The following is a 26,575-nucleotide window of genomic DNA, read 5'->3' as shown; positions in this document are numbered from 1 at the left end:
TAAGGAAAAATGAAGGACGTGGCAATATTGAAACTTGCAGTTTTATTATCCGCACTGCCTTTCTACGAACAGCAGGCGGACCATGAACGAATTGACATCACTGGTGTGACGATCGATTCCCGGGAAGTCAAATCTGGCAATCTATTCATTTGTATAGATGGTGCCGTAGTCGACGGACATACATTTGCCAAACAGGCGCAGGATCAAGGAGCGGCTGCAATACTTGCCGAGCGCCCGCTTGATGTATCCATTCCAGTCATACTTGTGAAGGACACTCTGCGTGCTCTGGCTCCAATAGCGAATGCTTTCTACAATCATCCATCGAAGGAAATGCGTGTCATCGGTATCACTGGTACGAATGGCAAGACGAGCATGACCTATTTGCTGGAAAGCATATTCCGTGCCAATCAAGAAGCAACAGGTGTCATCGGGACGATCCAGATGAAGATCAAGGACGAGGCATATCCGGTGAAAAATACGACACCGGACGCTGTCTTCCTCCAGAAAGGATTCCGGAAGATGGTCGATGAAGGAGTCGATACGGCTGTCATCGAGGTTTCCTCCCACGCATTGGACAGGGGGCGGGTGCATGGTACCGATATCGATGTGGCGGTATTCACGAATCTATCTCAGGATCATCTGGATTATCACGCTAGCTTCGAGGATTATTTCCATGCGAAAAGTCTCCTATTCTCCCAGCTGGGCAATACCTTCGATCCGGGGCATCCGAAATACGCAGTCATCAATACGGATGATCATTATGCAGAGGCTTTGATAAAATCGACTGCTCAGCCGGTCTGCACTTATGGAATTGATAAACCGGCAGATATCATGGCCAAGGATATCCAGCTTGCATCCAATGGCACTAGCTTCCTGCTGCAGACGCCAAAGGGCGAAGCAAAAATCACCAGTAAGCTGATGGGCAAGTTCAATGTCTACAACATGCTTGCTGCCGTGGGTGCAGCTATATGCAGCGGCGTACCTTTTGACACAATCTGCAAGGCATTGCAAGAGACGACCGGAGTGGCGGGGAGATTCGAACCTGTCATGGCTGGACAGTCATTTGGTGTGATTGTCGACTATGCACATACACCGGATTCCTTGGAGAATGTCCTGACGACGATAAAATCCTTTGTGAAGGGCAAGATAATAACAGTGGTAGGCTGCGGCGGCGACCGTGACAAGACGAAGCGCCCGCTTATGGCAGGAAAAGCCGTCCAATATTCGGATACAGCCATTTTCACTGCCGATAACCCACGCACGGAGGATCCACAAGCGATCCTTGAGGATATGATCCGAGGTTTGGAATCCGACAAATACGTCGTTGTCCCGGATCGCGAAGAAGCAATCCAACGTGCCGTCGGGCTTGCACAAGCGGATGATATCGTGCTGATTGCAGGAAAAGGACATGAAACGTATCAAATCGTCGGCGATCAGGTGCTTGATTTCGATGATCGTCTTGTCGCAGCGGAAGCTATCAAAAGAGCGGGATTAGGAGAATGACCATGCTATTTACAAGTGATTTCTTATATGATCTTTTCCCAGATGCAACGAAGCAGCAGGATTTTGAGATTGCACAAGTAAATACCGACAGCAGAAAGGAAGCGCCGGGCAGTTTATTCGTCCCGATCAGGGGAGAAAGATTCGATGCGCATGCTTTCATCGAACAGGCAATAGCGCAAGGGGCAGTCGCTTCCCTTTGGGACAAATCAGTCCCGGTTCCGGAAGCAGCTGCTGCGATTGTCCTGTTTCTTGTCGATGATACGCTGGAAGCCCTTCAGGAACTGGCAAAAGCGCATCGGGAAGCAGTCGACCCCATCGTTGTCGGCATCACTGGTTCCAATGGTAAAACGACTACCAAAGATTTGGTGACGAGTGTCTTGAAAGAAAAATACGAAGTTCTCGCGACCAAGGGGAATTTGAATAATCATATCGGTTTGCCGCTCACAATTTTATCCATGCAGCCTTCCTGTGAGGTGCTGGTATTGGAAATGGGGATGAGCAATTTCGGTGAAATTGAATTATTATCCCGCATTGCGCAGCCGGATTACGCAATCATAACGAATATCGGTGAATCACATATTGAATTCCTTGGTTCCAGGGAAGGCATTGCCAAGGCAAAGAGCGAGATAACTGCCGGCCTGGCTGAGGATGGCATGTTGATCATCGATGGTGACGAGCCTCTTTTATCCTATCATCATGGTAAAAAGACGACAGTCACTTGTGGTTTCGAAGAGCATAATAAGCAGCATCTGCACATCGAACAGACACGTGATGCAGCGACTGTTTTTTCAGTGAACGGTGAAAAATATACATTTTCCTTGCTTGGGACGCATAATGTACGGAATGCAGGCTATGCGATTGTGCTGGGCAGACAGCTGGGACTGAGCCGGGATCTTATTCAGCACGCATTGAATGCCCCATCCATGACGGGAATGCGAATGGAACTGCTTGCTGGACTGAATGGAAGCAAGATCATCAATGATGCTTATAACGCTTCCCCGACTTCGATGAAGGCAGCAATACGGACAGTGCAGGAGATGCCGTATGCAAAACGTATCCTTGTACTTGGGGATATTTATGAAATAGGGGCAGAATCAAAACGCTATCATCGGGAAATTGCCAATGCGATAACGACGGATACTTCCCATGTATTTACCGTCGGTGAGGACGCAGCTGAGATAGCGGATGCATTGAAAGGTGAACAAATCACTGCAGTCCACTTCCATGATAAGCAATCCTTGGCAGAGGCATTGGTGCCGCTGCTGCAGGAAGATACGATTGTGCTGCTGAAAGCATCAAGAGGCATGAAGATGGAATCCATACTTGACACAATCGCTGTTATGGAAGAGAATTAATAGCTGGTAATCAGAATAATGGCGCCACTGGCGCCGGCATTTAACTGGACGGGTGCTTTTTTAAAGGAGGAAAACATCAATGAACGTGGCACTATTACTTGTGACAATTGCGGTAGCATTCATCGTCACCGTCCTTATTTCTCCAATAATCATACCATTTCTACGCAGGTTGAAATTCGGTCAGAGTATTCGTGAGGAAGGACCACAATCCCATATGAAGAAGTCGGGTACACCGACGATGGGCGGCGTGATGATCATGATCAGCATTGTCGTATCCACCTGGATCATGCATGCAGTTGGAAATATTCAAATGAGCCTGGAAACGTGGCTGCTTCTATTCGTTTTGATCGGATATGGCTTACTCGGTTTCCTGGATGATTTCATCAAAGTAGCTATGAAACGGAACCTTGGATTGACATCCAAACAAAAGATGATCGGTCAGATCATCATTGCGATTATTTTTTATGCACTGCTTCGATACAATGATTTCGGTACGTACATACAAATTCCGGGGACATCGATTCAGTGGGACCTTGGCTGGGGCTATTTCTTCTTGATCCTTGTCATGCTGGTCGGCGCTTCCAATGCCGTCAATCTGACAGATGGTCTGGATGGCTTGCTTGCAGGTACTGCAGCAATCGCCTTTGGGGCTTTTGCTGTCGTGGCATACTACGACGTCCAGCAGACACAGATCACAATATTTGCGTTGGCTGTAGTCGGTGCATTGCTCGGATTCCTTGTATTCAACGCACACCCGGCGAAGGTATTCATGGGGGATACAGGATCCTTGGGTCTCGGCGGAGCGATTGCAGCGGTAGCCATCCTTACTAAAATGGAAATTTTGCTGATTGTCATCGGCGGTGTTTTCGTTATCGAGACACTTTCCGTCATGATCCAGGTCATTTCATTCAAGACGACTGGGAAACGGGTATTCAAGATGAGTCCGCTTCACCACCATTATGAGTTGTCCGGATGGTCTGAATGGCGTGTCGTCACGACATTCTGGGCTGTCGGACTATTATTTGCTGTCATCGGTGTTTACATGAAGGTGGGATTATGATGCGTGATTTCGAAACAAACTTCCCATATCAGCACGTCCTTGTACTTGGATTGGCCAAAAGCGGCTTTGCAGCTGCCACTACATTGCTTGCCCATGGGCGCGATGTCCGTGTAAGTGATTTGAATGCATCCAACCAGGAAGAGCTGGTCCGAATACTGGAACAAAAAGGTGCCCAAGTGAAGCTTGGTCCGCAGGAAGTGGAGCTTCTGGATGGTATTGATGTTTTAATCAAAAATCCAGGCATCCGCTATGAAAATGTGATCGTACAGACAGCCATGGAGAGGAATATTCCTGTGCTGACGGAAGTGGAGCTGGCCGGGCTGCTCCATAAGGGCACATTGATCGGCATTACCGGTTCCAATGGGAAAACGACTACGACAACGCTTGCTTATGAGATGCTCAAGGAAAGTCAGGTAAGCACCTACGTCGCCGGTAATATAGGAACAGCTGCTTCTGAAGTGGCCAATAGGACAACTGAGGACGACCGGCTTGTTTTGGAGCTTTCATCGTTCCAGCTTCAAGGCATCGATCAGTTCCGTCCCCATATCAGCGTGATGCTGAACATCTTTGAGGCACATTTGGATTATCACCATTCCCTCGAGAACTATGTGCAGGCAAAAGCGAACATCTTCCGCAATCAGGATAAGAGCGATTATCTTGTTTATAACGCGGAGGATGAACGTCTGCGTGAAATCGTCAAAGAGGCAAAAGCGACGCTGGTTCCTTTTTCCGGTGCACGAAAGCTGGAAGACGGTGCGTGGTATGATGATACGCATGTATACTTCAAGGAAGAGCCAGTGGCAGCAATCAAGGACATTCTCCTTGTCGGCGGCCATCAGCTGGAAAACATCCTCGCTGCTGTTGCCGCTGCCAAGCTGGCAGGGGCGACCAATGAAGGCATCCAGCAAGTATTGAAGACATTCTCAGGCGTCGAACATCGTCTGCAGTATATCAAACATATCAATGGCCGGGCATTCTATAATGATTCCAAGGCCACCAATATCCTGGCAACATCCAAGGCATTATCTTCTTTCGACCAGCCTACCATCCTGCTTGCAGGCGGCTTGGATCGCGGTAATACATTTGAAACACTCGTTCCTTTCATGGAACATGTCAAGGCGTTGATCGTGTTCGGTGAAACGGCTGAAAAACTGCGGGAGACTGCCTATATGGCTGGCATCGAACTTATCGAACACGCCAAGGATGTCAAAGAGGCAGCTTCCATCGCCTATCGCATTTCGGAAAGCGGCGATGTCATCCTGCTGTCGCCGGCTTGTGCAAGCTGGGATCAGTACCGGACATTCGAAGAAAGAGGAGACATGTTTGTTGAAGCGGTGCATACATTAGAGTAGGGGCTTGTCCTGCTCAGCCGCTTCGCTGCATGCGGACCCCCAATTCCAATCCAAGGAAATGGGGTTTTTCTTTGCGTAAATCTAATCTTCCGAAGACGGACTGGCTATTGCTCTCATCCATAGGGGGCTTGCTGACAATCGGCATCATCATGGTATACAGTGCTTCTGCGATATGGGCGGAGTATAAATTCGGCGATGGCTTCTTTTTTGCGAAACGGCAGCTGCTGTTTGCCGGGGTGGGGCTGGGAGCGATGCTCATCATATCCAGGGTGCATTATGAAAATTGGCGGAAATATGCCAAGATACTCCTGCTGATTTGCTTCATTTTACTTATCGCCGTCCTCATTCCCGGTATCGGAATGGTTCGGGGCGGTGCGCGGAGCTGGATCGGTGTAGGGGCCTTCAGCATCCAGCCTTCGGAATTCACCAAGCTGGGTTTGATCATCTATTTGGCCGTCTATCTGTCGGCTAAACAGAAATATATAACTTCCCTGAAGGAAGGGTTCCTGCCATCACTCCTGCTCGTCTTTACGGCATTCGGAATGATCATGCTCCAGCCGGATCTTGGAACTGGCGTTGTCCTTGTGCTTACATGCATGGTGATGATTCTGGTCAGCGGAGCGAGGATCACTCACTTTGTCGGACTGGGCATATTGGGCTTGGCTGCATTTGCTGCGCTGATTTTGTCAGCGCCGTATCGCATCCAGCGCATCACCGCATTCCTCGATCCATGGCAAGATCCTTTGGGTGAAGGATTTCAGATCATCCAGTCCCTATATGCAATCGGTCCAGGAGGCTTGATGGGGCTTGGGCTAGGGAATAGCCTGCAGAAATTTTTCTATCTGCCGGAGCCGCAAACGGATTTCATCTTTGCTATTTTAGCAGAGGAGCTAGGCTTCATAGGCGGTGCTGGCGTCATGCTGCTTTTCCTGCTGTTTTTATGGCGCGGCATCCAAGTTGCACTCCGGGCCCCGGATGGTTTCAGCAGCTTGCTGGCATTGGGCATCACCGGGATGATAGCCATTCAATGCATGATCAATATCAGTGTGGTCATTGGTTTGATACCGGTTACTGGCATTACGCTTCCGTTTTTGAGCTATGGGGGATCGTCGCTGACACTTACCTTGAGTTCCGTCGGCATTCTATTGAATGTCAGCAGGTATAGCAGACTCTAAAAGTCAGTATGGGCAACACGGATCAGGATGGAAGGGATATGAACAGAACAAACGAAATGACAAAAGTACTATATTGGAAATTTTCGCACAATTAGCATTGACTTTTTTGAGCGGTGCACGTATCATTGAAGACAATTTCATACAGTTCTTATCAAGAGAAGCCGAGGGACTGGCCCGATGAAGCTTCAGCAACCTCTGACGATGTCAGAAAGGTGCTAAATCCAGCAAGATTAAATTCTTGGAAGATAAGAGTGCGGGCGATTATATCACGCTCTCTTTTCTTCGGAAAAGGGAGCTTTTTTTCGTTTAGTCACTCTACCACGGAAAAAGGAGAAATGACAAATTGACTGACATTATTATTCTCTCAGGAAGTCCATCCAAACATTCGCGGTCGCAGCTGGCAGCAAAGTATGCCGGCAAGCAGGCAAAAGAGCAAGGTTATTCCGTAAGCGAGATTTGTGTTACCGATTTTGAGCCGGAGGATCTTCTGTATGCGAAATTCGACAGTCCGGCAATCTCGGCGGCAAGCCAGGCAGTCAGAAACGCGAAAGGATTGATTATTGCCTCCCCTGTTTACAAAGCAGCCTATACAGGCATATTGAAGGCTCTACTTGATTTATTCCCGCAGGACGCATTCAGGAATAAGCCAGTGCTTCCGATCATGACAGGCGGCAGCCCGGCACATCTGCTCGCGATAGATTATGCATTAAAGCCGCTTATCGCCAATCTTAAGGGTGAAGCATTGCAGGGTGTGTATCTATGCGATCATCACATCAACAAGGAGAACCCGGAGAATCCGATTGCAGATGAAGAAACCGGTGAAAGGCTCAGAACACAGACGAATCAGCTGGCTGAGGCGATCCGCCGCACTCATGCTGCTGCGGCTGTAAAGTGAGGGAGGAGAATGATGAGCGCACCATTAGCTAAGAGAACACTGTTTGGGATGCCTGTTCAAGTCATTGGCGGTTTGCTTGCCATTTTATTATTCATGACCGGTGATGGTATCGAGCAAGCATTTTTGTCTAAGTATGTGGTCGATATCGGCTTCACTGCCAATCAGTCAGCGATCATGTTCAGCGCTTATGGGATTGTGCTTACTTTCGCTTCCTGGCTTGCCGGTGTGCTTGGGGAGGTCATCGGACCGCGCAAGACGATGCTGATCGGGCTGTTCACATGGGTGGTTTTCGAAATCGGTTTTCTGTATCTCGGTCTTTATTTAGAAAGCTTTTCGATGATGGTGCTCATGTACGGCCTCCGCGGTTTCGGCTATCCGCTGTTTGCCTTTGCTTTCATCGTGTGGATTGCCTACCGTACCGAGAAGCAAAAGCTGGCAACGGCAATGGGCTGGTTTTTCTTTATGTTCGCGGGCGGAATAGGGTTTCTTGGCTCCTATTATCCAAGTGTCCTCCTTCCTTTCATCGGGGAAATGGCCACGCTGTGGAGCTCGCTTATCTGGATCATCCTGGGGGGGATTCTGGGAATTGCCTTGGTGGATGATAAAGATCGGGAAGGGTTTAGGATCCAGGATCAGCTTAAAGAAAATAAATGGGCCGAAGCGCTGAAGGGGATCACGATCCTATGGGAAAGCCCGCGGGTTGCTGCCGGCGGTCTGCTCCGGACAATCAATACAGCTGGATGGTACGGATTTGTCGTTGTCATGCCTGGATTCTTCACCAGTTTCTTGGATATATCAACGAGTCAATGGCTGCAGCTGTGGGCTGTACAGTCTGTCAGCAATATGGCAGCAGGGGTTCTGTTCGGCATGCTTGGCGACCGGATCGGCTGGGTGAAGGTGGTCCGCTGGTTCGGCTGTGTCGGAGCTGCTGTCTGCTCGCTGCTTTACTACTACATTCCGGCGGCCTTCGGAGCAAACATCCCGCTGCTTTTATTGAACGCCATCCTATTCGGTGCGGCGATTGCAGCCTTTGTCCCACTGTCTGCCATCCTGCCGACACTTGCTCCTGCCAATCGCGGTGCGGCGATATCCGTACTCAATTTGGGCGCAGGAGCCAGTCAGTTCCTGGGGCCCGTGCTTGTCGGGATACTGAACAATTACCTGGGCATCATCGGCGTTGTATGGGGATTTGCCATTCTTTATGCACTTAGTTTTCTATTGACGCCATTTTTGGCCCCAGCTGCGAAAGCTCAAATACATGCGATGGATGAGCTTGCTGTCAGATAATCAAAGGAGGATCACCAAATGACAAATAAACGGATCTATTTGAATGCATTTGATATGAATTGCGTCGGACACCAATCACCCGGGCTCTGGACACACCCTGAGGATCAGGCGCATCGCTACAAGGATTTGGATTATTGGACGGAACTTGCGCAGATATTGGAGCGCGGTCAGTTCGATGCATTATTTTTGGCGGATGTATTGGGGACATACGATGTCTACCAGGATTCGCGTGATGGGGCAGTGCGCCAGGCTGCGCAAGTGCCTGTCAATGACCCGCTGCTCGTGGTTCCGGCGATGGCTCAAGTCACAAAGCATTTAGGCTTTGGCATCACAGCCTCGGTCACATATGAGCATCCGTACAGCTTTGCACGCCGGGTATCCACCTTGGATCATTTGACCAAGGGGAGAGTGGGCTGGAATATTGTCACCTCCTATCTGGAGAGTGCAGCCAAAAATCTAGGTCTGCATACTCAAATCAAACATGATGAGCGCTATGACATTGCTGAGGAATACGTGGAAGTGTGCTATAAACTTTGGGAAGGCAGCTGGGAAGACGGAGCGGTCGTCCGCGATACGGAACGCAAAGTATACACCGATCCCGAAAAGGTACACGATATCCACCATAAAGGCACGTATTTCACAGTTCCTGGGGCGCATCTTTCCGAGCCTTCCCCGCAGCGGACACCTGTGCTTTTCCAGGCAGGATCATCGTCAAAGGGACGGGTATTTGCCGCCAAGCATGCGGAGTGTGTCTTTATCAGTACGCCTACTGTCACCGTGACAAAGAGCTATGTAGATAAACTTCGCGAGGAGACGGAACGTCAAGGCCGTGATCGGGAGGAAATTAAAGTGATGAGTCTCTTCACTCCGATTGTAGGGGAGACAGAGGAAGCAGCCCGGGAGAAACTGGCCGATTATCGGAGGCATGCAAGCTATGAAGGAGGTCTGGTATTGCTCGGGGGCTGGACCGGCATCGATTTTTCCGAATATGACCCGGACGAAGAGCTTCGTTTTGTCGAGAATGAAGCGATCCACTCGGCAGTGGAGATATTCACGAAAATAGAACCGGATAAAAAATGGACTGTACGGGAAGTGGCCGAATTCGTTGGTGTCGGGGGGATGGGGCCGGTGGTGGCCGGAACACCTGAACAAGTTGCAGATGCGATGGAGGATTGGGTGGAACAGACCGGCGTGGATGGTTTCAATATAGCCTATGCAGTGACACCCGGAACATTTAAAGATTTAGCTGATCATGTAGTGCCGATCCTCCAGGAGCGGGGAAGAATCAGAAAGAACTATGAAGGTACTACGCTGCGTGAGAATTTAAGCGGAAGCAGCAGACTGCCGGGACATCATCCGGCACGTCTGGCCGGGAGAGCAGTTCAGGAACAAGGAAAGCAAATGGTGTAACGTCATGGAAAAAATATATGAAACAAAACTAAAGGTCATTCAGTCTCTCATTGATGAAGTAGTGGAACAAACCATCGCCCCTTCGGCGGACCGGATGGACAGGGAGAAAATTTTTCCGAAGGGGAATATACAGGCGCTTGCAGCAAAAGGGCTGAATGGAATTTTGCTTCCGGAGGATCTGGGCGGGCTTGGTGCAGGCTATGAAGCATTTTCGATTGTGGCCGAGAAAATTGCCGCTCATTGCCCATCCACGGGTCTTGTCTACACCATGCACGTAGAGGCGGCCGATGCCATTTACCGTTTCGGCACGGAGGAGCAGCACGAGAAGTGGCTGAAACCTGTACAAGATGGCTGGTTTGGCACCACTTCAACAAGCGAAAGGTCTTCAGGAGGCAGGTACTGGATAAACACAAGCCAAGCAAAGCGGACACCGGGCGGTTATGAGCTCCATTTGGAAAAATCCTTTACGACAAGCAGCGGCTTTGCTGATTTCTATATTGTTCAAACCGGGTCCCCTGGTGCTTGCGCTGCCGATGATTTGAGTTATTTCATCATTGAAGGAACTAATCCTGGTCTCAGCTTCGGGAGCTGGGATGCCCTCGGAGTGAGAGGAAACCATAGTTCCTCGCTGACATTGGACAGCGTGCAAGTGCCTGAGGAAAATTTGCTCGGGGGCGAGGGAGCTGGCAGGTCCATTGTAGAAGGGAGTGTCGCTTATTTGCTCGGCCTCGGCTCTGTCTGGACAGGATTGGCTGGCGGAATAGTCGAAGAGGTCACAGCATATGCCAAACGGAATCACCATCGTGATGTGGACAAAAGTCTGGCCGACTACCAGGTTATCCGTGGTCTGCTCGCCAAAGCTGCCATTCAATATAAAGGGCTTGCTGCGTGGTTGCATAAACTCCGCACGGACATCGATCAGCAGCTGACCAGCGGATCGAAAGAGCTGTGCCCATCCACCCGGCAAGATTTGCTATCCTTTAAGATCCATGCTTCGGAAACAGTGAATGTGATTGCGCAGGCTGCCATGGACATAACCGGCGGCTATGGCTATAAAATTGGTAAGCTGGAAAGGTTTTACCGTGATGCCAGAGCGGGTATTGTTATGGGTCCTTCCAACAATTTGGCCCGTGATATTCTGGCAAAGCAGATCGTAGGATCATCGGATGATTTGTGGGAAGAAACCTCCTGAGGAGAGGTTTCTTTTTCTGCATATGGGTCCATGCATTGCTGCAAGGACCCATTAACCTTTACATAGCAACAGCGATTCGGGAAAGGAAGGGCATCAGATGGAATCTGGGTATTTTTACCACCTTGAAAAAGCGAAGCCAGACCGACAAAAGAGGGCACGCGGAAACGAATGTCATGATAGAATAGGGGAGAAGGCAGCAGAGGAAAAATAATGGAAATAGAATCAAACGATAGAAGATGGATGGAAGTTTTATTTCTTGGCTATTGAAGAAGGAGATTGGCGACTTCTTATATAATTAGGTAAAGAGACCTTCTCAGACACTGAATTCCAGATAATTTGTTGGTTACAGACTCCTTCCATTATACGAATGTGTTATAATTTTATAATTACAATACAAGCAGTTTTTGACTGTACAGCATAGGAAGAAGAGGAAATGAGCGAAAAAAAGAAAATTGTTTCCATTGAGGACCGCATTCCAAAATTAAAGCAAGCGAGGAAAAAGAAGGCGAATAGAAGGCTGATATTCTACTTGTCTATCTTCTTCGTACTTATCTCCATCATTGTCTACTTGCAATCACCACTCAGCAATATCCATCGTTTGGAAGTGGAAGGGAATGATTTCCTTCCGGATGATACTATCATTCAAAGCAGCGGGTTGACGACGTCGGATAATATGTGGCGGATCGATAAGGATAAGGTGATCAAGCGGATACAGAAGAATGAGGAAGTCGAGAAAGTGTCGATCAGCCGAGGCTTTCCCGCAACTGTCACGATTAATGTGACAGAGCTTGGGAGAGTGGGCTATCTCCAGCTGGACGGCAGCTATCGCGCACTGCTCACGAATGGAAGCATTTCGGAGAAAAAGTGGGACCAGCCAAAATCCGATGCCCCGATTCTTTATGGTTTTTCGGATGATGAATATCTGGATGAGATGGCAGAGGAGCTTGATCAGCTGCCAGATTCGATCACCAGGCTCATTTCTGAGATTTACTACAAGCCTACCGAGGACAATCCATATGTCATCCAGCTATTCATGAATGACGGAAGGGAAGTCCAAGGCACGATTCGTACATTTGCCACCAACATGGAGGCTTATCCAAGCATCGCAGCACAGCTTGACCCAGAGGTGGATGGAGTGCTCCATATGGGAGTGGGCACTTATTTCGAGCCTTCCGGGAAAAAAGACAAAGACAAAGATAAAGAGACAGAAGAGGGACAATAAGCAGAAAATCATAGCATTTTGTCAATTTATGTAGAATAAACAAGCTATATGCGGTATAGTCGAATCAAATAAGTGTATATTTGGCTAATTTCTGTTAGAATGTCGCTTTTTCGGCAATTTTCACCGTGATATTTGTTATAATGATGCGTGTCTAGTGTCTGCATACAAATAGTTACATTTCAATGAAAACGTGAAAAAAATCAATGCTGGGCGACATGTCTCTAGGATTAGGAGGTGCCTTACGTGAACAACAGTGAAATTTTAGTCAGCTTAGATGTAGGAACATCAAAAATTAAAGTGATTATCGGGGAAGTCTTTCCTGATTCCCTTAATATAATCGGTGTCGGTACGGCAAAATCAAAAGGTTTGAAAAAAGGCGCCATCGTTGATATCGATCAGACCGTCCAATCAATCCGGAATGCAGTGGAGCAGGCCGAGCGGATGGTAGGCATGCAAATCGAGCGTGTAGTCGTCGGGGTGAATGGGAATCAAATCCAGCTGCAATCCTGTCACGGTGTGGTTGCTGTTTCCAGTGAAACAAGGGAAATAGACGATGAGGATGTCGCGCGTGTAATTGATGCGGCTCAGGTCGTATCCATTCCGCCGGAGAGGGAAATCGTCGATGTCATTCCGAAGCAGTTCATCGTGGATGGCTTGGACGGCATCAATGACCCGCGCGGTATGATCGGTGTGCGGCTGGAAATGGAAGGGACCATCATTACTTGTTCCCGCACAGTCTTACATAATCTATTGAAATGCGTCGAGAGAGCCAACTTAGAAGTGATGGATATATGTCTGCAGCCTTTGGCTGCAGGGGCTGTAGCCCTTTCGGAGGATGAAAAGAACCTTGGAGTGGGCTTGATCGACATCGGCGGGGGCAATACGACCGTGTCTGTGTTCGGCAATGGCCAGCTGATGGCGACAAGTGTCGTTCCGCTTGGCGGTGACAACATCAGCAAGGATATCTCGATCGGTTTGAAGACTTCATCAGAAGAAGCGGAAGAAATCAAAATTGGATATGGACATGCCTTCTATGATGACGCCAGGGAGGAAGAGACATTCGAAGCTTCCATCATTGGCAGCAATAAGAAACAGACTTTTTCCCAGCTTGATGTCGCTGATATTGCAGAAGCCCGTGTAGAGGAAATCTATGCATATGCAGACAGTGAAATCAAGCGGATGGGCTTCCCCGAATTGCCGGGCGGATATGTCCTCACTGGAGGAACATCCATGATGCCTGGCATGCTGGAGCTTGCGCAGGATTGTTTTCAAGCGAATGTGAGGCTTGCGATCCCGGATTATCTGGGAGTGAGGGAACCGCAGTTCACAAGTGCCGTTGGAATCTTGCAATTTGCCTATCGGAATGCGAGAATACAAGGTAAGGAAATCTTCTCTGCCGTGACAGAAGGAGACTTCGAGGAACCGGAAAGAAGACCGGCTAAACCTGCTAAATCAGAAAAGAAAAAAGGCGAAGAAAAAAAGAAAGAATCAGGTATCGCCAACCTGTTCAAGTACTTTTTCGATTAAGACAGACACGTCAACTCGGGAAAGGGAGACGGTTTGTAAATAGGAGGACGTTAAGATGTTAGAGTTTGACACAAATATGGAAACATTAGCTACGATAAAAGTCATCGGCGTCGGCGGCGGCGGAAGCAACGCCGTCAACCGGATGATCGAACATGGCGTCCAAGGCGTCGAATTCATTGCGGTGAACACTGATTCGCAAGCATTGAATCTATCAAAAGCAGATGTCAAGATGCAAATTGGCGCAAAATTGACACGCGGTCTTGGTGCAGGAGCCAATCCGGAAGTGGGCCGTAAAGCTGCTGAGGAAAGCAAAGAGCAAATCCAGGAAGCATTGCAAGGCGCTGACATGGTATTTGTTACAGCTGGTATGGGAGGCGGTACTGGTACCGGTGCTGCCCCGGTCATCGCACAAGTGGCCAAGGAGCTCGGTGCATTGACAGTCGGAATCGTGACCCGTCCATTCTCCTTCGAGGGACGGAAGCGTCAGACACAGGCTCTGGCAGGTACAGATGCCCTGAAAGGCAGTGTTGATACACTGATCGTCATCCCGAATGACCGTTTGCTTGAAATCGTCGATAAAAATACACCGATGCTTGAAGCATTCCGCGAAGCGGACAATGTCCTCCGTCAAGGTGTACAAGGTATTTCCGAATTGATTGCGGTTCCTGGTCTGATCAACGTCGACTTCGCTGACGTGAAGACAATCATGGCTGACAAAGGATCGGCGCTCATGGGCATTGGTATCGCCACGGGTGAGAATCGGGCGACGGAAGCTGCAAAGAAAGCCATCAGCTCTCCATTGCTTGAAACGTCGATCGATGGGGCGCATGGTGTCCTGATGAATATCTCCGGCGGAGCGAACTTGAGCCTGTATGAAGTACAGGAAGCTGCCGATATCGTAACAAGCGCAGCCGATCAGGAAGTGAACGTGATCTTCGGTTCCGTCATCAATGAAGATCTGAAAGACGAGATCGTCGTGACGGTCATTGCGACAGGTTTCGATGAGGCGCAGATCCAGCAAGCGATGAACGCACCCCGTCCGAAAGCCCGCCCGGTACAAAAAGAGACACAAAGCACGCAGCAGCCCGCTCCGACGGAAAGAAGGAGAGAACGGGAAGAGCCGCGCCGCGAAGCACCGTCTCCGCAGCCGCGCAAGCAGGAAGAGGATACATTGGATATCCCGACATTCCTTCGCAACCGCAACCGCAGAAGATGATTCTAAAAGGATAGCATCCTATGATGCTATCCTTTTTTTTATGCAGAAAAATGTTAGACAAATTAGACGGAAAATACATAAAAATAGTGCGGCATATCATGCATAAACTGACAGTATTTGAATCGGCTCTCCGTTATACTAGCTTCATCTATCAAAGGAGAAAGGAAGAGCTGACGTGACAATCTATCTGGATGCGGTCTGGACACTCAATCTGTTTTTGGACTGGCTGCTGCTATTATCCACACAGGCTATTGCAAGGCTTCAAGTACACAAGCTCCGTATATTCACTGGCGCCTTCATTGCCTCGCTCATCGTTCCAGTAACTGTCTATTTTCCAGAAAGCTATCTGGTCCACCCGGCAGGAAAGCTGCTTTTTTCCATGGTGATCATTTGGGCTGCTTTTGGATTCCGTTCTGTCACCCGTTTCTTAAAACTGCTGCTGCTTTTTTATTTCATCACCTTTGCAGCGGGAGGCAGCCTGTTCGCCATCCATTATATGCTGCAGACCCAAGCTGCATTTACCCCTGCCTCCTTTTTGACGGTAAGCACAGGATATGGTGATCACGTCAGCTGGCTGTTCGTAGCCATCATGTTTCCGATCGCATTGTATTTTACCAAGAGCAGGATGGACAAGCAGCGTTTTGAACAATTCCGTTATGATCAGCTGCATGCCGTCCAAGTGAGCATCAATGGCATTCCACATAAGACAGAGGGCTTCATCGATAGCGGGAATCACTTATCGGATCCGCTGACGAAGCGGCCAGTCATAATCTGTGATCGCCTCTTTTTGCAAAATTGGTTCGATGAAGAAGAATGGCGGCTGCTGGAGGAGGCGAACAAGCAGCTGGACTTGGATTTGCTGCCGAAGAACTGGGCATATGAATTTTCTGTCGTTCCGTATCAGGGTGTCAATGGGGAAGGAGCACTTATGCTTGTCTTAAAGCCGGACAGCATTCTGATTGAGTTGGATCAAAAGATAATCGAAACAGATCGGGTCTGGATCGGCATTCAATTCGGCAATCTGACAACCGATCATCGGTATCACTGTCTGCTCCATCCGTCACTTGTACATGATGCCAGCACGCAAGCGGGCTAAGAAGAAGGGAGATAAACATGGGGAAAAGAGCATGGAAGCTGAAATTATGGTGGTATAAGATTCTTGTAAAGCTGGGGATCAAGCGGAAGGAAATCTATTACATCGGCGGCAGCGAGGCATTGCCTCCCCCACTGTCGAAGGAAGAAGAATTCAAATTGCTTCAGCTTTTGCCGACAGGAGATAAATCTGCCAGGGCGATGCTTATCGAACGGAATCTGCGTTTGGTAGTGTATATAGCAAGGAAGTTCGAAAATACCGGGATCAACATCGAGGATTTGATCAGTATCGGAACAATCGGTTTGATCAAAGCGGTGAATACCTTCAACCCAGAGAAAAAAATCAAACTTGCGACATACGCGTCCCGCTGTATCGAGAATGAAATTCTCATGTACCTGCGCAGGAACAGCAAATTGAAATCGGAAATCTCCTTCGATGAACCGCTCAATATCGATTGGGATGGCAATGAATTATTATTGTCGGATGTTCTGGGGACAGATGATGATATCATCACCAAGGATATCGAAAAAAATGTGGATAAAAACTTATTGAAAAAAGCACTGGAACAGCTGAATGACAGGGAAAAGCAAATCATGGAGCTGCGTTTCGGGCTAGTCGGCCAGGAAGAGAAGACCCAAAAGGATGTGGCCGATATGCTCGGCATTTCCCAATCGTATATTTCCAGGCTGGAAAAGAAAATCATCCGCAGACTGCAAAAAGAATTTAATAAAATGCTTTAACCCTTACTGGTGCCTGTATTTGTCCCTGCCCGGACAATGTCAGGCACTTTTTGTCTTTGCATAAAAAAATTCCCGAGGGGAGATACTGTGCTTGCATCGCATCTTCAATCGGGAGGTCAAGGAATATGTCGAGACAGAAAGTTGAAATATGTGGAGTAGATACTTCGAAACTGCCAGTGCTCAAAAATGAAGAAATGAAAAAGCTATTCATCCGCATGCAGCAGGAGGACGACATGTCAGCCCGGGAAGAACTCGTCAATGGGAATCTCCGTCTCGTTCTCAGTGTCATCCAGCGTTTCAATAACCGAGGGGAATATGTCGACGATCTTTTTCAAGTAGGCTGTATCGGACTAATGAAATCCATAGATAATTTCGATTTGAAGCATAATGTGCGTTTCTCTACATACGCAGTGCCGATGATCATCGGGGAAATCCGTCGCTACCTCAGGGACAATAATCCGATCCGCGTATCGCGTTCCTTACGCGATACAGCATACAAAGCTTTGCAAGTGAGGGAGAAGCTGATTGCTCAGACATCGAAGGATCCGACAACGGCAGAAATTGCAGCAGAGCTGGGCGTACAGCCCTCAGACATCACCTTTGCCATGGATGCCATCCAGGATCCGGTCTCTTTATTCGAGCCGATTTACAATGATGGAGGCGACCCTATCTTCGTTTTGGACCAGCTGCGCAGCGAATCGGAGAATGATGCGGCCTGGCTGGATAACCTATCGATAAAAGAAGGTATGCATCGCTTGAACGAGCGGGAGAAAATGATACTTAACAAGCGCTTCTTCCAAGGAAAGACGCAAATGGAAGTGGCAGATGAAATCGGAATATCCCAAGCACAAGTATCACGCCTGGAAAAAGCCGCAATCGAAGAGATGAATAAACAAATGTTCGAATGAAAGACACCTCTGTCCGGTGTCTTTTTTTATGTTTGGATGCTAAATGACCAGCTTGGCCGCATAGACTAGAAAAAAGCAGCAAAGGAGCAAAGTAATCATGACGCTTACCGAATTGCAGATGAAGGATATAATTTTGATGGAAAACGGGAAAAGGGTAGGGAATGTATCCGACTTGGAAATCAATGCACAAAACGGGCATATTTCAGCGATCGTCGTGACACTCCGCGGTAAAATGATGGGGCTGTTCGGCAAGGAAGAAGAATTGGTTGTCCCGTGGAATCAGATCATCACAATCGGGACGGATGTCATTTTGATCAAGAGTCCAGAGCAAGTATCGATCACCGAAGAAGCTGGCAAGTAATCTTGTACAGAAACAGACGGAAATATGGTACTATAAAAGCAATCAGAGGAGTGGGTACCATATGAAGGAAACAGCTTCCAGTCTGAAGGGGCTGTATATGGAGCTTGGCGGATGGTCAGCTCCTGACAGCATCGTCAGCGGGATTACGACAAAATACCATGGTGTGAGCAAAGCACCTTTTGATAGTCTGAATATGGGGCTGCATGTCGGGGATGATCCAAAGGATGTCATCCGGAATCGTGAGCTGCTTGCAGACGCCATTCATTTTCCATTGGATAAATGGGTCCTGGGGGAACAGGTCCATGGAACGGAAATAGCAGTCGTCACAAAACAGGAAGCTGGCCGCGGCAGCAGGGATTTGGCAGACAGCCTGCCGGCAGTCGATGGCCTGATCACCAAGGAAAAAGGAATACTGCTTTCTGCATTCTTTGCCGACTGCGTGCCGCTTTACTTCTGTGATGCAGCCAATGGATGGATCGGGATGGCGCATGCTGGCTGGCGCGGAACCGTCGCCGATATGGCAGGGAAAATGGTCGAGGCGCTTTGTGCCCGTGGAGCAGACAAGGATAATCTGCAGGTAATGATTGGACCGTGCATTTCCAAAAACAGGTATGAAGTGGACGGTCGTATCGTTCAGCAGATTCCGGTACAATTCCGGGATGAGGTGCTTGATTCCCATGCTCATGGCCGATTCCAGCTTGATTTGCAGGCGCTCAACCGACTTTATCTGCAGCGGGCAGGAATCATGAGCGGTAACATACTGACAGCAGCCTATTGTACATATGATTCCCCGGAATTTTATTCACACCGGGAGGATCAGGGGAAAACCGGCAGAATGCTCGGTTTTATCGGAATGAAAGAGGAGCAAGTATGAATACAGTAAAACAGAATCTGGAACGGATCAGGGAGGAGATCAGCTCGGCAGCGGCCCAATCCGGCCGGAAATCCGAGGATATTACACTCCTTGCAGTCACGAAATATGTTACAATTGAACGAACAAAAGAAGCTGTCGATGCTGGGATTGTCGATTTGGGTGAGAACCGGATCGAGGGCTTCCTGGAGAAGCAGGCCGCAATCGGGGAAAAAGCCAATTGGCATTTCATCGGCAATCTGCAATCCAGGAAAGTGAAAGATGTCATCAATCAAGTGGATTATCTGCATGCACTCGATAGGCTTTCATTGGCAAAGGAAATACAGAAACGGGCTGCCAGGAAAATCAAGTGCTTTGTGCAGGTCAACGTAAGCGGAGAAGAAACCAAATCCGGCGTGTCACCAGATGAAACACTTGCTTTCATCCGGAAGCTTGCGGCATATCCTGCGATCGAGGTTGTCGGGTTGATGACAATGGCACCCAATACACAGGATGAAGATGTGCTCCGCGGTGTTTTCAGCGGATTGAGGAAGCTGCGTGATGAAGCGGCAGCTGAAAATATGGCCCATGCACCGTGCACCATGTTATCCATGGGAATGAGTAATGATTTCAAAATTGCAATAGAAGAAGGAGCGACACATGTCCGGGTCGGCTCTGCCCTTGTAGGTCCATATCAATAAGCGAGGTGAATAATATGAGTTTCAAGAATAAGATGAAGAATTTCTTTACTGTGGATGACGAGGAGTATGAATACGTCGAGGAACAGGCTGAAGAACAAGAAGAAATCGAGCCTTACCGACAAGGCGGGCGGAATCAGAGCCAGGCTCAGAATGTTGTGAGCCTGAAAAGTGTACAATCCTCCTCCAAAGTCGTCCTCTGTGAGCCAAGGACTTATAATGAAGCGCAGGAAATTGCTGATCATGTGGTGAACAGAAGGGCAGTCGTGCTCAATTTGCAGCGTGTCGACCACCATCAGGCGAAGCGAATCGTTGATTTTCTCAGCGGAACGGTTTACGCTCTCAATGGTGATATTCAAAAGCTGGGCAGTCAGACGTTCCTATGCGCTCCGGACAATATCGAGCTTACCGGCAGTATATCCGATATGGTAGAGGAACAGGATGACTATAATAAGAGGTGGTAAAAGCAGATGCTTTGGAACATAATTAGTGCAGCATTCCAGGTTTATTCCCTGGCATTGATCGTCTATATCCTGATGTCGTGGTTCCCTGGAGCCAGGCAGTCAGCGTTCGGGGAGATCCTGGGACGAATTTGTGAGCCGTATTTGGATGTATTCCGCAGGTTCATTCCGCCGCTGGGGATGATCGATCTGTCGCCGATCGTTGCGATCATCGTCCTCAATTTGGCACGGAGTGGGTTATATACCATTTACGCGATGATTTTCTATTGATTAAGGAGTATATGACTACGTGAGTATCTATCAGCATTACCGGGAAGAGGAGCGTCCTTTCATCGACCAGATCCTTTCCTGGATGGAACAAGTGGAACGTCAGTACCAGCCTCGGGTGACCGATTTCCTGGATCCACGGGAACAGCTTATTTTCCGGCAGCTGCTAAGCGGCCAGCCAGAACTGCAGTGGGCTTTTTCGGGCGGATCCGAGGACGCAGAAAGAAAGCGGGGCATCATCGCCCCGATCTATGACACGATAACACCGGAGGATTTCAGCATCGAGCTGCTCGAAGCCGCCTATCCCGCCAAATTTGTCACGCTTGAACATCGTGATGTGATGGGTTCATTTCTTTCCCTGGGCATCGATCGCAAGAAGCTGGGCGATATCAGTGTGAGTGATGGTGTCATCCAGCTTTTCACCACTTCGGACATCGCCGTCTACATACGTGCGAATTTAGTGGAAGTCAAACGAGCGAAGGTATCATGGGAGACAGTCGATCCGGCGAATTTCAGGCCGGAAAAGCTGGAGTGGCTGCGTGTGGAAGCCACTGTATCCTCCCTCAGGCTGGATGCTGTGATGAAGGAGCTTTTCCGTTTGTCAAGGCAGCAGGCGGCGGAGCGGATTCAAAAAGGCCTCGTCAAAGTCAACTTCAGGATTGTCGAAGATGTCAGCTATCAGCTGGCTGAAGGGGATCTCATTTCCCTGCGCGGCAAAGGGCGGGGCAAGCTTGCACAAGTGAAGGGTACGACCAAGAAGGACAAGCTGCGTATCACATTGGAAAAATTAAAGTAGCCGAAATGGCTGTTTTATGCTATCTTTGTCGAATAACAGCAATTATTAGATCTTTTAACAGGAGGTGGCCGTCGTGCCATTAACACCTTTGGATATCCACAATAAAGAGTTCGCCCGCGGATTCCGCGGTTATGATGAAGATGATGTAAACGACTTCCTCGACAGGGTGATCAAGGATTACGAGATCATCATCCGGGAGAAAAAGGACTTGGAAGAACGGGTCCAGCAGCTGGAGGAACGCCTTGGTCATTTCAATAACATTGAAACGACTTTGAATAAGTCGATCCTTGTAGCGCAGGAAACGGCAGAAGAAGTGAAGGGCAATGCAATGAAAGAGTCCAAGCTGATCATCAAGGAAGCGGAGAAGAATGCAGACCGGATCATCAACGAGTCCCTCACGAAATCACGTCAGATTGCCTTGGAAGTCGAGGAACTCAAAAAGCAGGCGAAAGTATTCCGGACACGCTTGAAGATGCTTGTGGAAGCACAGCTTGAGATGATTGAAACGGATGATTGGGATGGTTTATTCGCCACAGAGGTTGCGTATGAGCCTGAGGAAGAGCCGGCGGAATAAAGCCCGCTTGACGTTTTTCACAAACTTACATATAATTTTACTATTATTAGCAAACAACATGACCAAGATAAAAAGACTGTGATCGGGACAGTAGGAAGTCCATACGCTTCAAAGCGAGCCGGGGAAGGTGAGAGCCTGGCAGGGTATTTCTTCCGAACATCACCCGTTAGTTTCCATTCGAACCGCAAGCAGTAGAAATGGACGTCTCATTCACGTTACGAATTTCGAGTGGACGGATGAAATCCGTCTATAAGGGTGGTACCGCGAGTCTCTCTCGTCCCTTTTGGGATGCTGAGGGGCTCTTTTTTTACCCCAAGCTCGGTCATGACAAGGAGGAAGAACATTGGATTACAAAGACACACTGCTGATGCCGGAAACGGCATTCCCGATGCGCGGCAATCTGCCGAACAAAGAACCGAAAATGCAGCAGGAATGGGAAGAAAAAAATATCTACCAAAAAGTGCAGGACAGAACAGAAGGGCGTCCGCTCTTCGTATTGCATGACGGACCTCCATATGCCAATGGCGACTTGCACATGGGGCATGCGTTGAATAAAGTATTGAAAGACTTCATCGTCCGCTATAAATCCATGTCTGGCTTCCATGCACCATATGTTCCAGGCTGGGATACACATGGCCTGCCGATCGAGCAGGCGCTGACCAAGAAAAAAGTCGACCGCAAAAAAATGACGGTTGCGGAATTCCGCCGTCTCTGTGCGGAATATGCCTTGCAGCAAATCGATAACCAGCGCAGCCAGTTCAAGCAGCTTGGTGTCCGCGGTGATTGGGACAATCCATACATCACATTGACGAAAGACTATGAAGCAGCACAAATCAAGGTATTCGGGGAGATGGCTAAAAAAGGTTACATCTATAAAGGCATGAAGCCGGTTTACTGGTCCCCATCCTCTGAATCGGCTTTGGCTGAAGCTGAAATCGAGTATCAGGATAAACGTTCTGCATCGATTTATGTTGCCTTCCAAGTCAAAGACGGTAAAAATCTTTTCGAGGGTGATGAGAAGTTCATCATCTGGACGACGACTCCTTGGACATTGCCTGCAAACGTTGCGATCTCCCTTCATCCGGAAGTGACATACGTGGTAGCGCAAGTCGGTGCGGAGAAATATGTCGTTGCGGAAGATCTGCTCAATAGTGTAGCGGAAACGCTTGAATGGAATGATCTGCAAGTATTGAAAACGTTCAAAGGAAAAGAAGCGGAATACGTGACGACACAGCATCCTTTCTATGACCGTGATTCATTGATCATCCTTGGTGAACATGTTACGACAGACAGCGGTACTGGCTGTGTGCACACAGCACCAGGACATGGGGAAGAGGATTTCTTCGCCAGCCAGCCATATAAACTGCCGATCATCAGCCCATTGGATGACAAAGGCGTATTTACCAAAGAAGCTCCTGGTTTCGAAGGGGTATTCTATGATAAGGCAAACAAGAACATCACGGAACTGCTTGAAGAAAAAGGCGCATTATTGAAACTCGACTTCTTCACGCATTCTTATCCGCATGACTGGCGGACGAAGAAACCAGTCATCTATCGTGCGACAGCACAATGGTTTGCTTCCATCAAAGCATTCCGTGATCAGATCATCGAGCAGATCAAAGAGGTGGAATGGTTCCCGAAATGGGGCGAAACACGTCTTTATAACATGTTCCGTGACCGCGAAGACTGGTGTATTTCACGTCAGCGTGCGTGGGGTGTCCCGATTCCGGTATTCTACGGTGAAGACGGTGAACCGATCATCACGGAAGAAACGATCCAGCATGTGTCCGACCTATTCCTTGAACATGGCTCCAATGTCTGGTTCGAAAGGGAAGCGAAAGATTTGCTTCCGGAAGGATTCACTTCCGAGCACAGCCCGAACGGCATCTTCACGAAAGAAACAGACATCATGGACGTATGGTTCGATTCCGGATCCTCGCACCAAGGTGTATTGGAAAACCGCCCTGAATTGCAGCGTCCGGCTGATCTTTATTTGGAAGGTTCCGACCAATACCGCGGCTGGTTCAACTCTTCTTTGACAACTGCTGTGGCCGTAACTGGCAAAGCTCCGTATAAAGCTGTCCTCAGCCATGGGTTCGCTTTGGACGGAAAAGGCAAGAAGATGAGTAAATCACTCGGCAACATCGTCGTGCCGTCGAAAATCATGAAGCAGTATGGTGCTGATATCCTTCGCCTATGGGTGGCGTCGGTCGATTATCAATCCGATGTCCGGATTTCCGATGAAATCATCAAGCAGACATCAGAGGGCTACCGTAAGATCCGGAACACATTCCGCTTCCTGCTTGCCAACTTGCATGATTTCGATCCTGCCAAGGATAGTGTGGCGCATGCTGACATGACCGAAGTCGATCGTTACATGCTTGCGAAGCTATCCGACTTGATCAAGCATGTACGCGAAAGCTACGATAAATTTGAATTTGCCGACGTGTACTCTGCTGTCTTGAGCTTCTGTTCCGTGGAATTAAGTGCATTCTATCTGGACTTCGGTAAAGATATCCTTTATATCGAAGCTGCTGATAACCCAGCCCGCCGCAGCATCCAAACTGCTTATTATGAAATCGTCAAAGCGCTTGTACAAATGCTTGCACCGATCCTTGCCCATACAACAGAGGAAGCATGGAGCTATATCCCAGGTGAAAAAGCAGAAAGCGTCCAGCTGACAGACTTCCCTGAAGCAGCAGCAATTGCCGATCATGATGCCTTGCTTGCAAAATGGGATCATTTCATGAAAGTCCGCGATGACGTTTTGAAAGCATTGGAAATCGCACGCAGTGAAAAAGTGATCGGTAAATCGCTTGAATCCAAACTGACAATCGTTGCGAAAGATGATGAAACAAAACAGCTGCTTCAAGGTATCGACAATCTGCATCAGCTGCTTATCGTATCCGAAGCCAATGTGGTGGACGCAGATCCAGAAGCCGCAGATTATGAGCATGTGGCCGTCCGAGTGGAGAAACATCCTGCAGACAGATGCGAACGCTGCTGGGTTGCTTCTGAGACTGTCGGACAGAATGAGAAGCATCCGGATCTATGCTCACGCTGTGCAGAGATCGTGGAAGCACATTATCACGCGTAATGGATGGAAAGCTTCGCTTTTGGGCGGAGCTTTCTTTTTATCTCTGCAATCTTTTTCACCGTATCTATGGTAAAATGCAAGATAGATTGTATGGAACGGAGGAAATGGGTCCATGTATTTTGTCATCGCGATTATCCTGATCATAATCGATCAGCTTGCAAAATTGGCAGTAGTAAAGAATATGACAGAGGGAGAGTCGATCCCGATCATCGATAACTTCCTGTATTTATCGTCACACCGCAATCGAGGGGCGGCATGGGGCATTTTAGAAGGGCATTTCTGGTTCTTTTATCTTGTGACAGCGATAGTCATTGTCATAGTCAGCTATTATATTGTGAAATATAGCAAAGAAAGCAAATTGATGGGTACAGGTCTGTCGCTTGTTCTGGGCGGAGCGGTCGGTAACTTCATCGATAGGCTGTTCCGTAAAGAAGTCGTCGATTTCGTCGATACACGATTCGGTGACTATCATTATCCAATCTTCAACGTGGCGGATTCCTGTCTGGTTGTAGGTGTCATCCTCATCATCCTTGCGATGCTGCTGGATGAGCGAAAGAAGAAAGGACGAAAAGAAGCATGAGTCAGTTGGAACATACAGTCGCAGCCGAGGAAGCAGGCTTGCGCATCGATAAGCTGTTGTCCGATATCCAGGAGGATGTCTCCAGGAGTCAGGCCCAGAGCTGGATCAAGGATGATCTGGTCACGGTGAACGGCGCCAAGGTGAAAAATAAATATACTGTCCAAGAGGGAGATGTAATCGCTTGGTCGATCCCTGAACCTGAAGAGATGACAATCGAAGCAGAGGACATTCCTCTTGAAATCATTTACGAAGATGCAGATATCGCAGTTGTGAACAAGCCGCGCGGCATGGTCGTACATCCATCGAATGGCCATCAGTCCGGTACGATGGTTCACGCCCTGCTTTACCATCTGAAGGATCTATCCGGTATCAATGGAATGATGCGTCCAGGCATCGTGCATCGTATCGATAAAGATACCAGCGGTCTGCTTGTTGTAGCCAAGCATGATAAAGCACATCAAAAATTGGCGGATATGCTGAAGGATCATGACATCGAACGGAAATACCGGGCAATCGTCCATGGTGTCATCGACCATGAATTCGGTACAGTGGAGGCTCCGATTGGACGTGATCCGAATGATCGTCAGAAGATGGCGGTAGTCGAAAATGGAAAGCCTGCCGTGACGCATTTTGAAGTGCTGGAGCGTTTTGAGGAGTTTACATACATTGAATGTAAGCTGGAGACAGGCAGGACGCATCAAATCCGTGTGCATATGCAATATATCGGCTATCCGCTTGCCGGAGATCCAAAATATGGACCGCGCAGGACATTGGATATCGATGGACAAGCGCTGCATGCTGCGGTTCTTGGTTTCCATCATCCGATAACAGGGGAATGGCTGCATTTCGAGGCCCCTGTTCCGGAAGTGTTCCAAGAGGAATTGGACAAGCTGAAATTCCACGCTTGACAGATATACACTGGCATGCGATACTGAATGAAGCTGAATAAGAACCTT

Annotated in this window: 25 protein-coding genes, 1 riboswitch and 1 other annotated feature; all 25 genes read left to right on the top strand. The window is 48.5% G+C overall.

Features of this window, described 5'->3' with window-relative positions:
* Positions 1 to 54 precede the first annotated feature (54 nt).
* Entirely contained in the window at positions 55 to 1,503 is a 1,449-nt protein-coding gene (locus tag MHI54_RS01450) for a UDP-N-acetylmuramoyl-L-alanyl-D-glutamate--2,6-diaminopimelate ligase (RefSeq protein WP_233134811.1), read from the top strand.
* Between the two features lie 2 nt (positions 1,504 to 1,505).
* Positions 1,506 to 2,858, top strand: a complete 1,353-nt coding sequence (gene murF, locus MHI54_RS01445; RefSeq protein WP_095214615.1) for a UDP-N-acetylmuramoyl-tripeptide--D-alanyl-D-alanine ligase — start codon at positions 1,506 to 1,508, stop codon at positions 2,856 to 2,858.
* 79 nt (positions 2,859 to 2,937) lie between these two features.
* A complete protein-coding gene (gene mraY, locus MHI54_RS01440; RefSeq protein ID WP_340082162.1) occupies positions 2,938 to 3,918 on the top strand; it encodes a phospho-N-acetylmuramoyl-pentapeptide-transferase in 981 nt (326 codons plus the stop codon).
* On the top strand, positions 3,918 to 5,270 hold the full coding sequence (gene murD / locus MHI54_RS01435) for a UDP-N-acetylmuramoyl-L-alanine--D-glutamate ligase (protein ID WP_095214617.1): 1,353 nt from the start codon (positions 3,918 to 3,920) through the stop codon (positions 5,268 to 5,270). Before mraY ends, murD begins: the two co-directional genes overlap by 1 nt.
* A gap of 71 nt (positions 5,271 to 5,341) precedes the next feature.
* Complete coding sequence (gene spoVE, locus MHI54_RS01430) at positions 5,342 to 6,445, top strand: stage V sporulation protein E (protein ID WP_340082161.1); 1,104 nt, start codon at positions 5,342 to 5,344, stop codon at positions 6,443 to 6,445.
* 145 nt (positions 6,446 to 6,590) lie between these two features.
* A riboswitch (SAM riboswitch) is annotated at positions 6,591 to 6,697 on the top strand.
* 91 nt (positions 6,698 to 6,788) lie between these two features.
* The gene (ssuE, locus tag MHI54_RS01425; RefSeq protein WP_095214619.1) at positions 6,789 to 7,340 is read left to right on the top strand and encodes an NADPH-dependent FMN reductase; all 552 of its coding nucleotides are present in this window, start codon (positions 6,789 to 6,791) and stop codon (positions 7,338 to 7,340) included.
* A gap of 12 nt (positions 7,341 to 7,352) precedes the next feature.
* Entirely contained in the window at positions 7,353 to 8,627 is a 1,275-nt protein-coding gene (locus MHI54_RS01420; protein ID WP_233134795.1) for an MFS transporter, read from the top strand.
* Positions 8,628 to 8,645: 18 nt separating this feature from the next.
* Positions 8,646 to 10,037: an LLM class flavin-dependent oxidoreductase gene (locus tag MHI54_RS01415; RefSeq protein ID WP_095214620.1), complete on the top strand. Its 1,392-nt coding sequence runs from the start codon at positions 8,646 to 8,648 to the stop codon at positions 10,035 to 10,037.
* A gap of 4 nt (positions 10,038 to 10,041) precedes the next feature.
* Positions 10,042 to 11,229: an acyl-CoA dehydrogenase family protein gene (locus tag MHI54_RS01410; protein WP_095214621.1), complete on the top strand. Its 1,188-nt coding sequence runs from the start codon at positions 10,042 to 10,044 to the stop codon at positions 11,227 to 11,229.
* Positions 11,230 to 11,662: 433 nt separating this feature from the next.
* On the top strand, positions 11,663 to 12,451 hold the full coding sequence (locus MHI54_RS01405; RefSeq protein ID WP_095214622.1) for a cell division protein FtsQ/DivIB: 789 nt from the start codon (positions 11,663 to 11,665) through the stop codon (positions 12,449 to 12,451).
* Positions 12,452 to 12,694: 243 nt separating this feature from the next.
* Positions 12,695 to 13,978, top strand: a complete 1,284-nt coding sequence (gene ftsA / locus MHI54_RS01400) for a cell division protein FtsA (protein WP_340082158.1) — start codon at positions 12,695 to 12,697, stop codon at positions 13,976 to 13,978.
* A gap of 55 nt (positions 13,979 to 14,033) precedes the next feature.
* Positions 14,034 to 15,194, top strand: coding sequence for a cell division protein FtsZ (ftsZ, locus tag MHI54_RS01395; RefSeq protein WP_340082157.1), 1,161 nt, complete (start codon positions 14,034 to 14,036; stop codon positions 15,192 to 15,194).
* A 175-nt stretch (positions 15,195 to 15,369) separates the two neighbouring features.
* Positions 15,370 to 16,290, top strand: coding sequence for a sigma-E processing peptidase SpoIIGA (gene spoIIGA / locus MHI54_RS01390; RefSeq protein ID WP_340082155.1), 921 nt, complete (start codon positions 15,370 to 15,372; stop codon positions 16,288 to 16,290).
* A gap of 17 nt (positions 16,291 to 16,307) precedes the next feature.
* Positions 16,308 to 17,027: an RNA polymerase sporulation sigma factor SigE gene (gene sigE / locus MHI54_RS01385; RefSeq protein ID WP_095214626.1), complete on the top strand. Its 720-nt coding sequence runs from the start codon at positions 16,308 to 16,310 to the stop codon at positions 17,025 to 17,027.
* 125 nt (positions 17,028 to 17,152) lie between these two features.
* A complete protein-coding gene (gene sigG / locus MHI54_RS01380) occupies positions 17,153 to 17,935 on the top strand; it encodes an RNA polymerase sporulation sigma factor SigG (protein WP_095214627.1) in 783 nt (260 codons plus the stop codon).
* A gap of 97 nt (positions 17,936 to 18,032) precedes the next feature.
* Positions 18,033 to 18,296, top strand: coding sequence for a YlmC/YmxH family sporulation protein (locus MHI54_RS01375; RefSeq protein WP_340082154.1), 264 nt, complete (start codon positions 18,033 to 18,035; stop codon positions 18,294 to 18,296).
* 61 nt (positions 18,297 to 18,357) lie between these two features.
* Positions 18,358 to 19,170 carry a peptidoglycan editing factor PgeF gene (gene pgeF, locus MHI54_RS01370; protein ID WP_340082153.1) on the top strand — a complete coding sequence of 271 codons (813 nt, stop codon included), beginning with the start codon at positions 18,358 to 18,360 and terminating at the stop codon, positions 19,168 to 19,170.
* Positions 19,167 to 19,847 (top strand): YggS family pyridoxal phosphate-dependent enzyme, encoded by a 681-nt coding sequence (locus tag MHI54_RS01365; RefSeq protein ID WP_340082152.1) that lies wholly within the window; start codon positions 19,167 to 19,169, stop codon positions 19,845 to 19,847. Before pgeF ends, MHI54_RS01365 begins: the two co-directional genes overlap by 4 nt.
* 14 nt (positions 19,848 to 19,861) lie before the next feature.
* Positions 19,862 to 20,308: a cell division protein SepF gene (locus MHI54_RS01360; RefSeq protein ID WP_095214630.1), complete on the top strand. Its 447-nt coding sequence runs from the start codon at positions 19,862 to 19,864 to the stop codon at positions 20,306 to 20,308.
* 6 nt (positions 20,309 to 20,314) lie between these two features.
* Positions 20,315 to 20,575: a YggT family protein gene (locus tag MHI54_RS01355; protein ID WP_095214631.1), complete on the top strand. Its 261-nt coding sequence runs from the start codon at positions 20,315 to 20,317 to the stop codon at positions 20,573 to 20,575.
* Positions 20,576 to 20,594: 19 nt separating this feature from the next.
* The gene (locus tag MHI54_RS01350) at positions 20,595 to 21,368 is read left to right on the top strand and encodes an RNA-binding protein (protein WP_095214632.1); all 774 of its coding nucleotides are present in this window, start codon (positions 20,595 to 20,597) and stop codon (positions 21,366 to 21,368) included.
* A gap of 73 nt (positions 21,369 to 21,441) precedes the next feature.
* Positions 21,442 to 21,942: a DivIVA domain-containing protein gene (locus MHI54_RS01345; protein WP_095214633.1), complete on the top strand. Its 501-nt coding sequence runs from the start codon at positions 21,442 to 21,444 to the stop codon at positions 21,940 to 21,942.
* Between the two features lie 69 nt (positions 21,943 to 22,011).
* Positions 22,012 to 22,227, top strand: a binding site (T-box leader).
* A gap of 58 nt (positions 22,228 to 22,285) precedes the next feature.
* On the top strand, positions 22,286 to 25,039 hold the full coding sequence (gene ileS / locus MHI54_RS01340; RefSeq protein ID WP_340082151.1) for an isoleucine--tRNA ligase: 2,754 nt from the start codon (positions 22,286 to 22,288) through the stop codon (positions 25,037 to 25,039).
* 112 nt (positions 25,040 to 25,151) lie between these two features.
* Positions 25,152 to 25,619, top strand: coding sequence for a signal peptidase II (lspA, locus tag MHI54_RS01335; RefSeq protein WP_340082150.1), 468 nt, complete (start codon positions 25,152 to 25,154; stop codon positions 25,617 to 25,619).
* Positions 25,616 to 26,527 carry an RluA family pseudouridine synthase gene (locus MHI54_RS01330; RefSeq protein ID WP_095214636.1) on the top strand — a complete coding sequence of 304 codons (912 nt, stop codon included), beginning with the start codon at positions 25,616 to 25,618 and terminating at the stop codon, positions 26,525 to 26,527. Before lspA ends, MHI54_RS01330 begins: the two co-directional genes overlap by 4 nt.
* Positions 26,528 to 26,575 lie beyond the last annotated feature (48 nt).

Source organism: Terribacillus sp. FSL K6-0262 (genome assembly GCF_037977385.1).
GTDB lineage: Bacteria > Bacillota > Bacilli > Bacillales > Amphibacillaceae > Terribacillus.
Note: the sequence above shows the minus strand (reverse complement) of the source record. Positions and strands in the feature narration are given on the sequence as shown.

Coding starts and splice junctions, on each gene's coding strand:
- sigE (WP_095214626.1), top strand. CDS start 16,308: ATGGGGAAAAGAGCATGGAAGCTGAAATTATGGTGGTATAAGATTCTT.
- MHI54_RS01360 (WP_095214630.1), top strand. CDS start 19,862: ATGAGTTTCAAGAATAAGATGAAGAATTTCTTTACTGTGGATGACGAG.
- lspA (WP_340082150.1), top strand. CDS start 25,152: ATGTATTTTGTCATCGCGATTATCCTGATCATAATCGATCAGCTTGCA.
- murF (WP_095214615.1), top strand. CDS start 1,506: ATGCTATTTACAAGTGATTTCTTATATGATCTTTTCCCAGATGCAACG.
- MHI54_RS01330 (WP_095214636.1), top strand. CDS start 25,616: ATGAGTCAGTTGGAACATACAGTCGCAGCCGAGGAAGCAGGCTTGCGC.
- ftsZ (WP_340082157.1), top strand. CDS start 14,034: ATGTTAGAGTTTGACACAAATATGGAAACATTAGCTACGATAAAAGTC.
- sigG (WP_095214627.1), top strand. CDS start 17,153: ATGTCGAGACAGAAAGTTGAAATATGTGGAGTAGATACTTCGAAACTG.
- MHI54_RS01405 (WP_095214622.1), top strand. CDS start 11,663: ATGAGCGAAAAAAAGAAAATTGTTTCCATTGAGGACCGCATTCCAAAA.
- MHI54_RS01365 (WP_340082152.1), top strand. CDS start 19,167: ATGAATACAGTAAAACAGAATCTGGAACGGATCAGGGAGGAGATCAGC.
- pgeF (WP_340082153.1), top strand. CDS start 18,358: ATGAAGGAAACAGCTTCCAGTCTGAAGGGGCTGTATATGGAGCTTGGC.
- MHI54_RS01355 (WP_095214631.1), top strand. CDS start 20,315: ATGCTTTGGAACATAATTAGTGCAGCATTCCAGGTTTATTCCCTGGCA.
- murD (WP_095214617.1), top strand. CDS start 3,918: ATGCGTGATTTCGAAACAAACTTCCCATATCAGCACGTCCTTGTACTT.
- MHI54_RS01420 (WP_233134795.1), top strand. CDS start 7,353: ATGAGCGCACCATTAGCTAAGAGAACACTGTTTGGGATGCCTGTTCAA.
- mraY (WP_340082162.1), top strand. CDS start 2,938: ATGAACGTGGCACTATTACTTGTGACAATTGCGGTAGCATTCATCGTC.
- MHI54_RS01415 (WP_095214620.1), top strand. CDS start 8,646: ATGACAAATAAACGGATCTATTTGAATGCATTTGATATGAATTGCGTC.
- MHI54_RS01410 (WP_095214621.1), top strand. CDS start 10,042: ATGGAAAAAATATATGAAACAAAACTAAAGGTCATTCAGTCTCTCATT.
- MHI54_RS01375 (WP_340082154.1), top strand. CDS start 18,033: ATGACGCTTACCGAATTGCAGATGAAGGATATAATTTTGATGGAAAAC.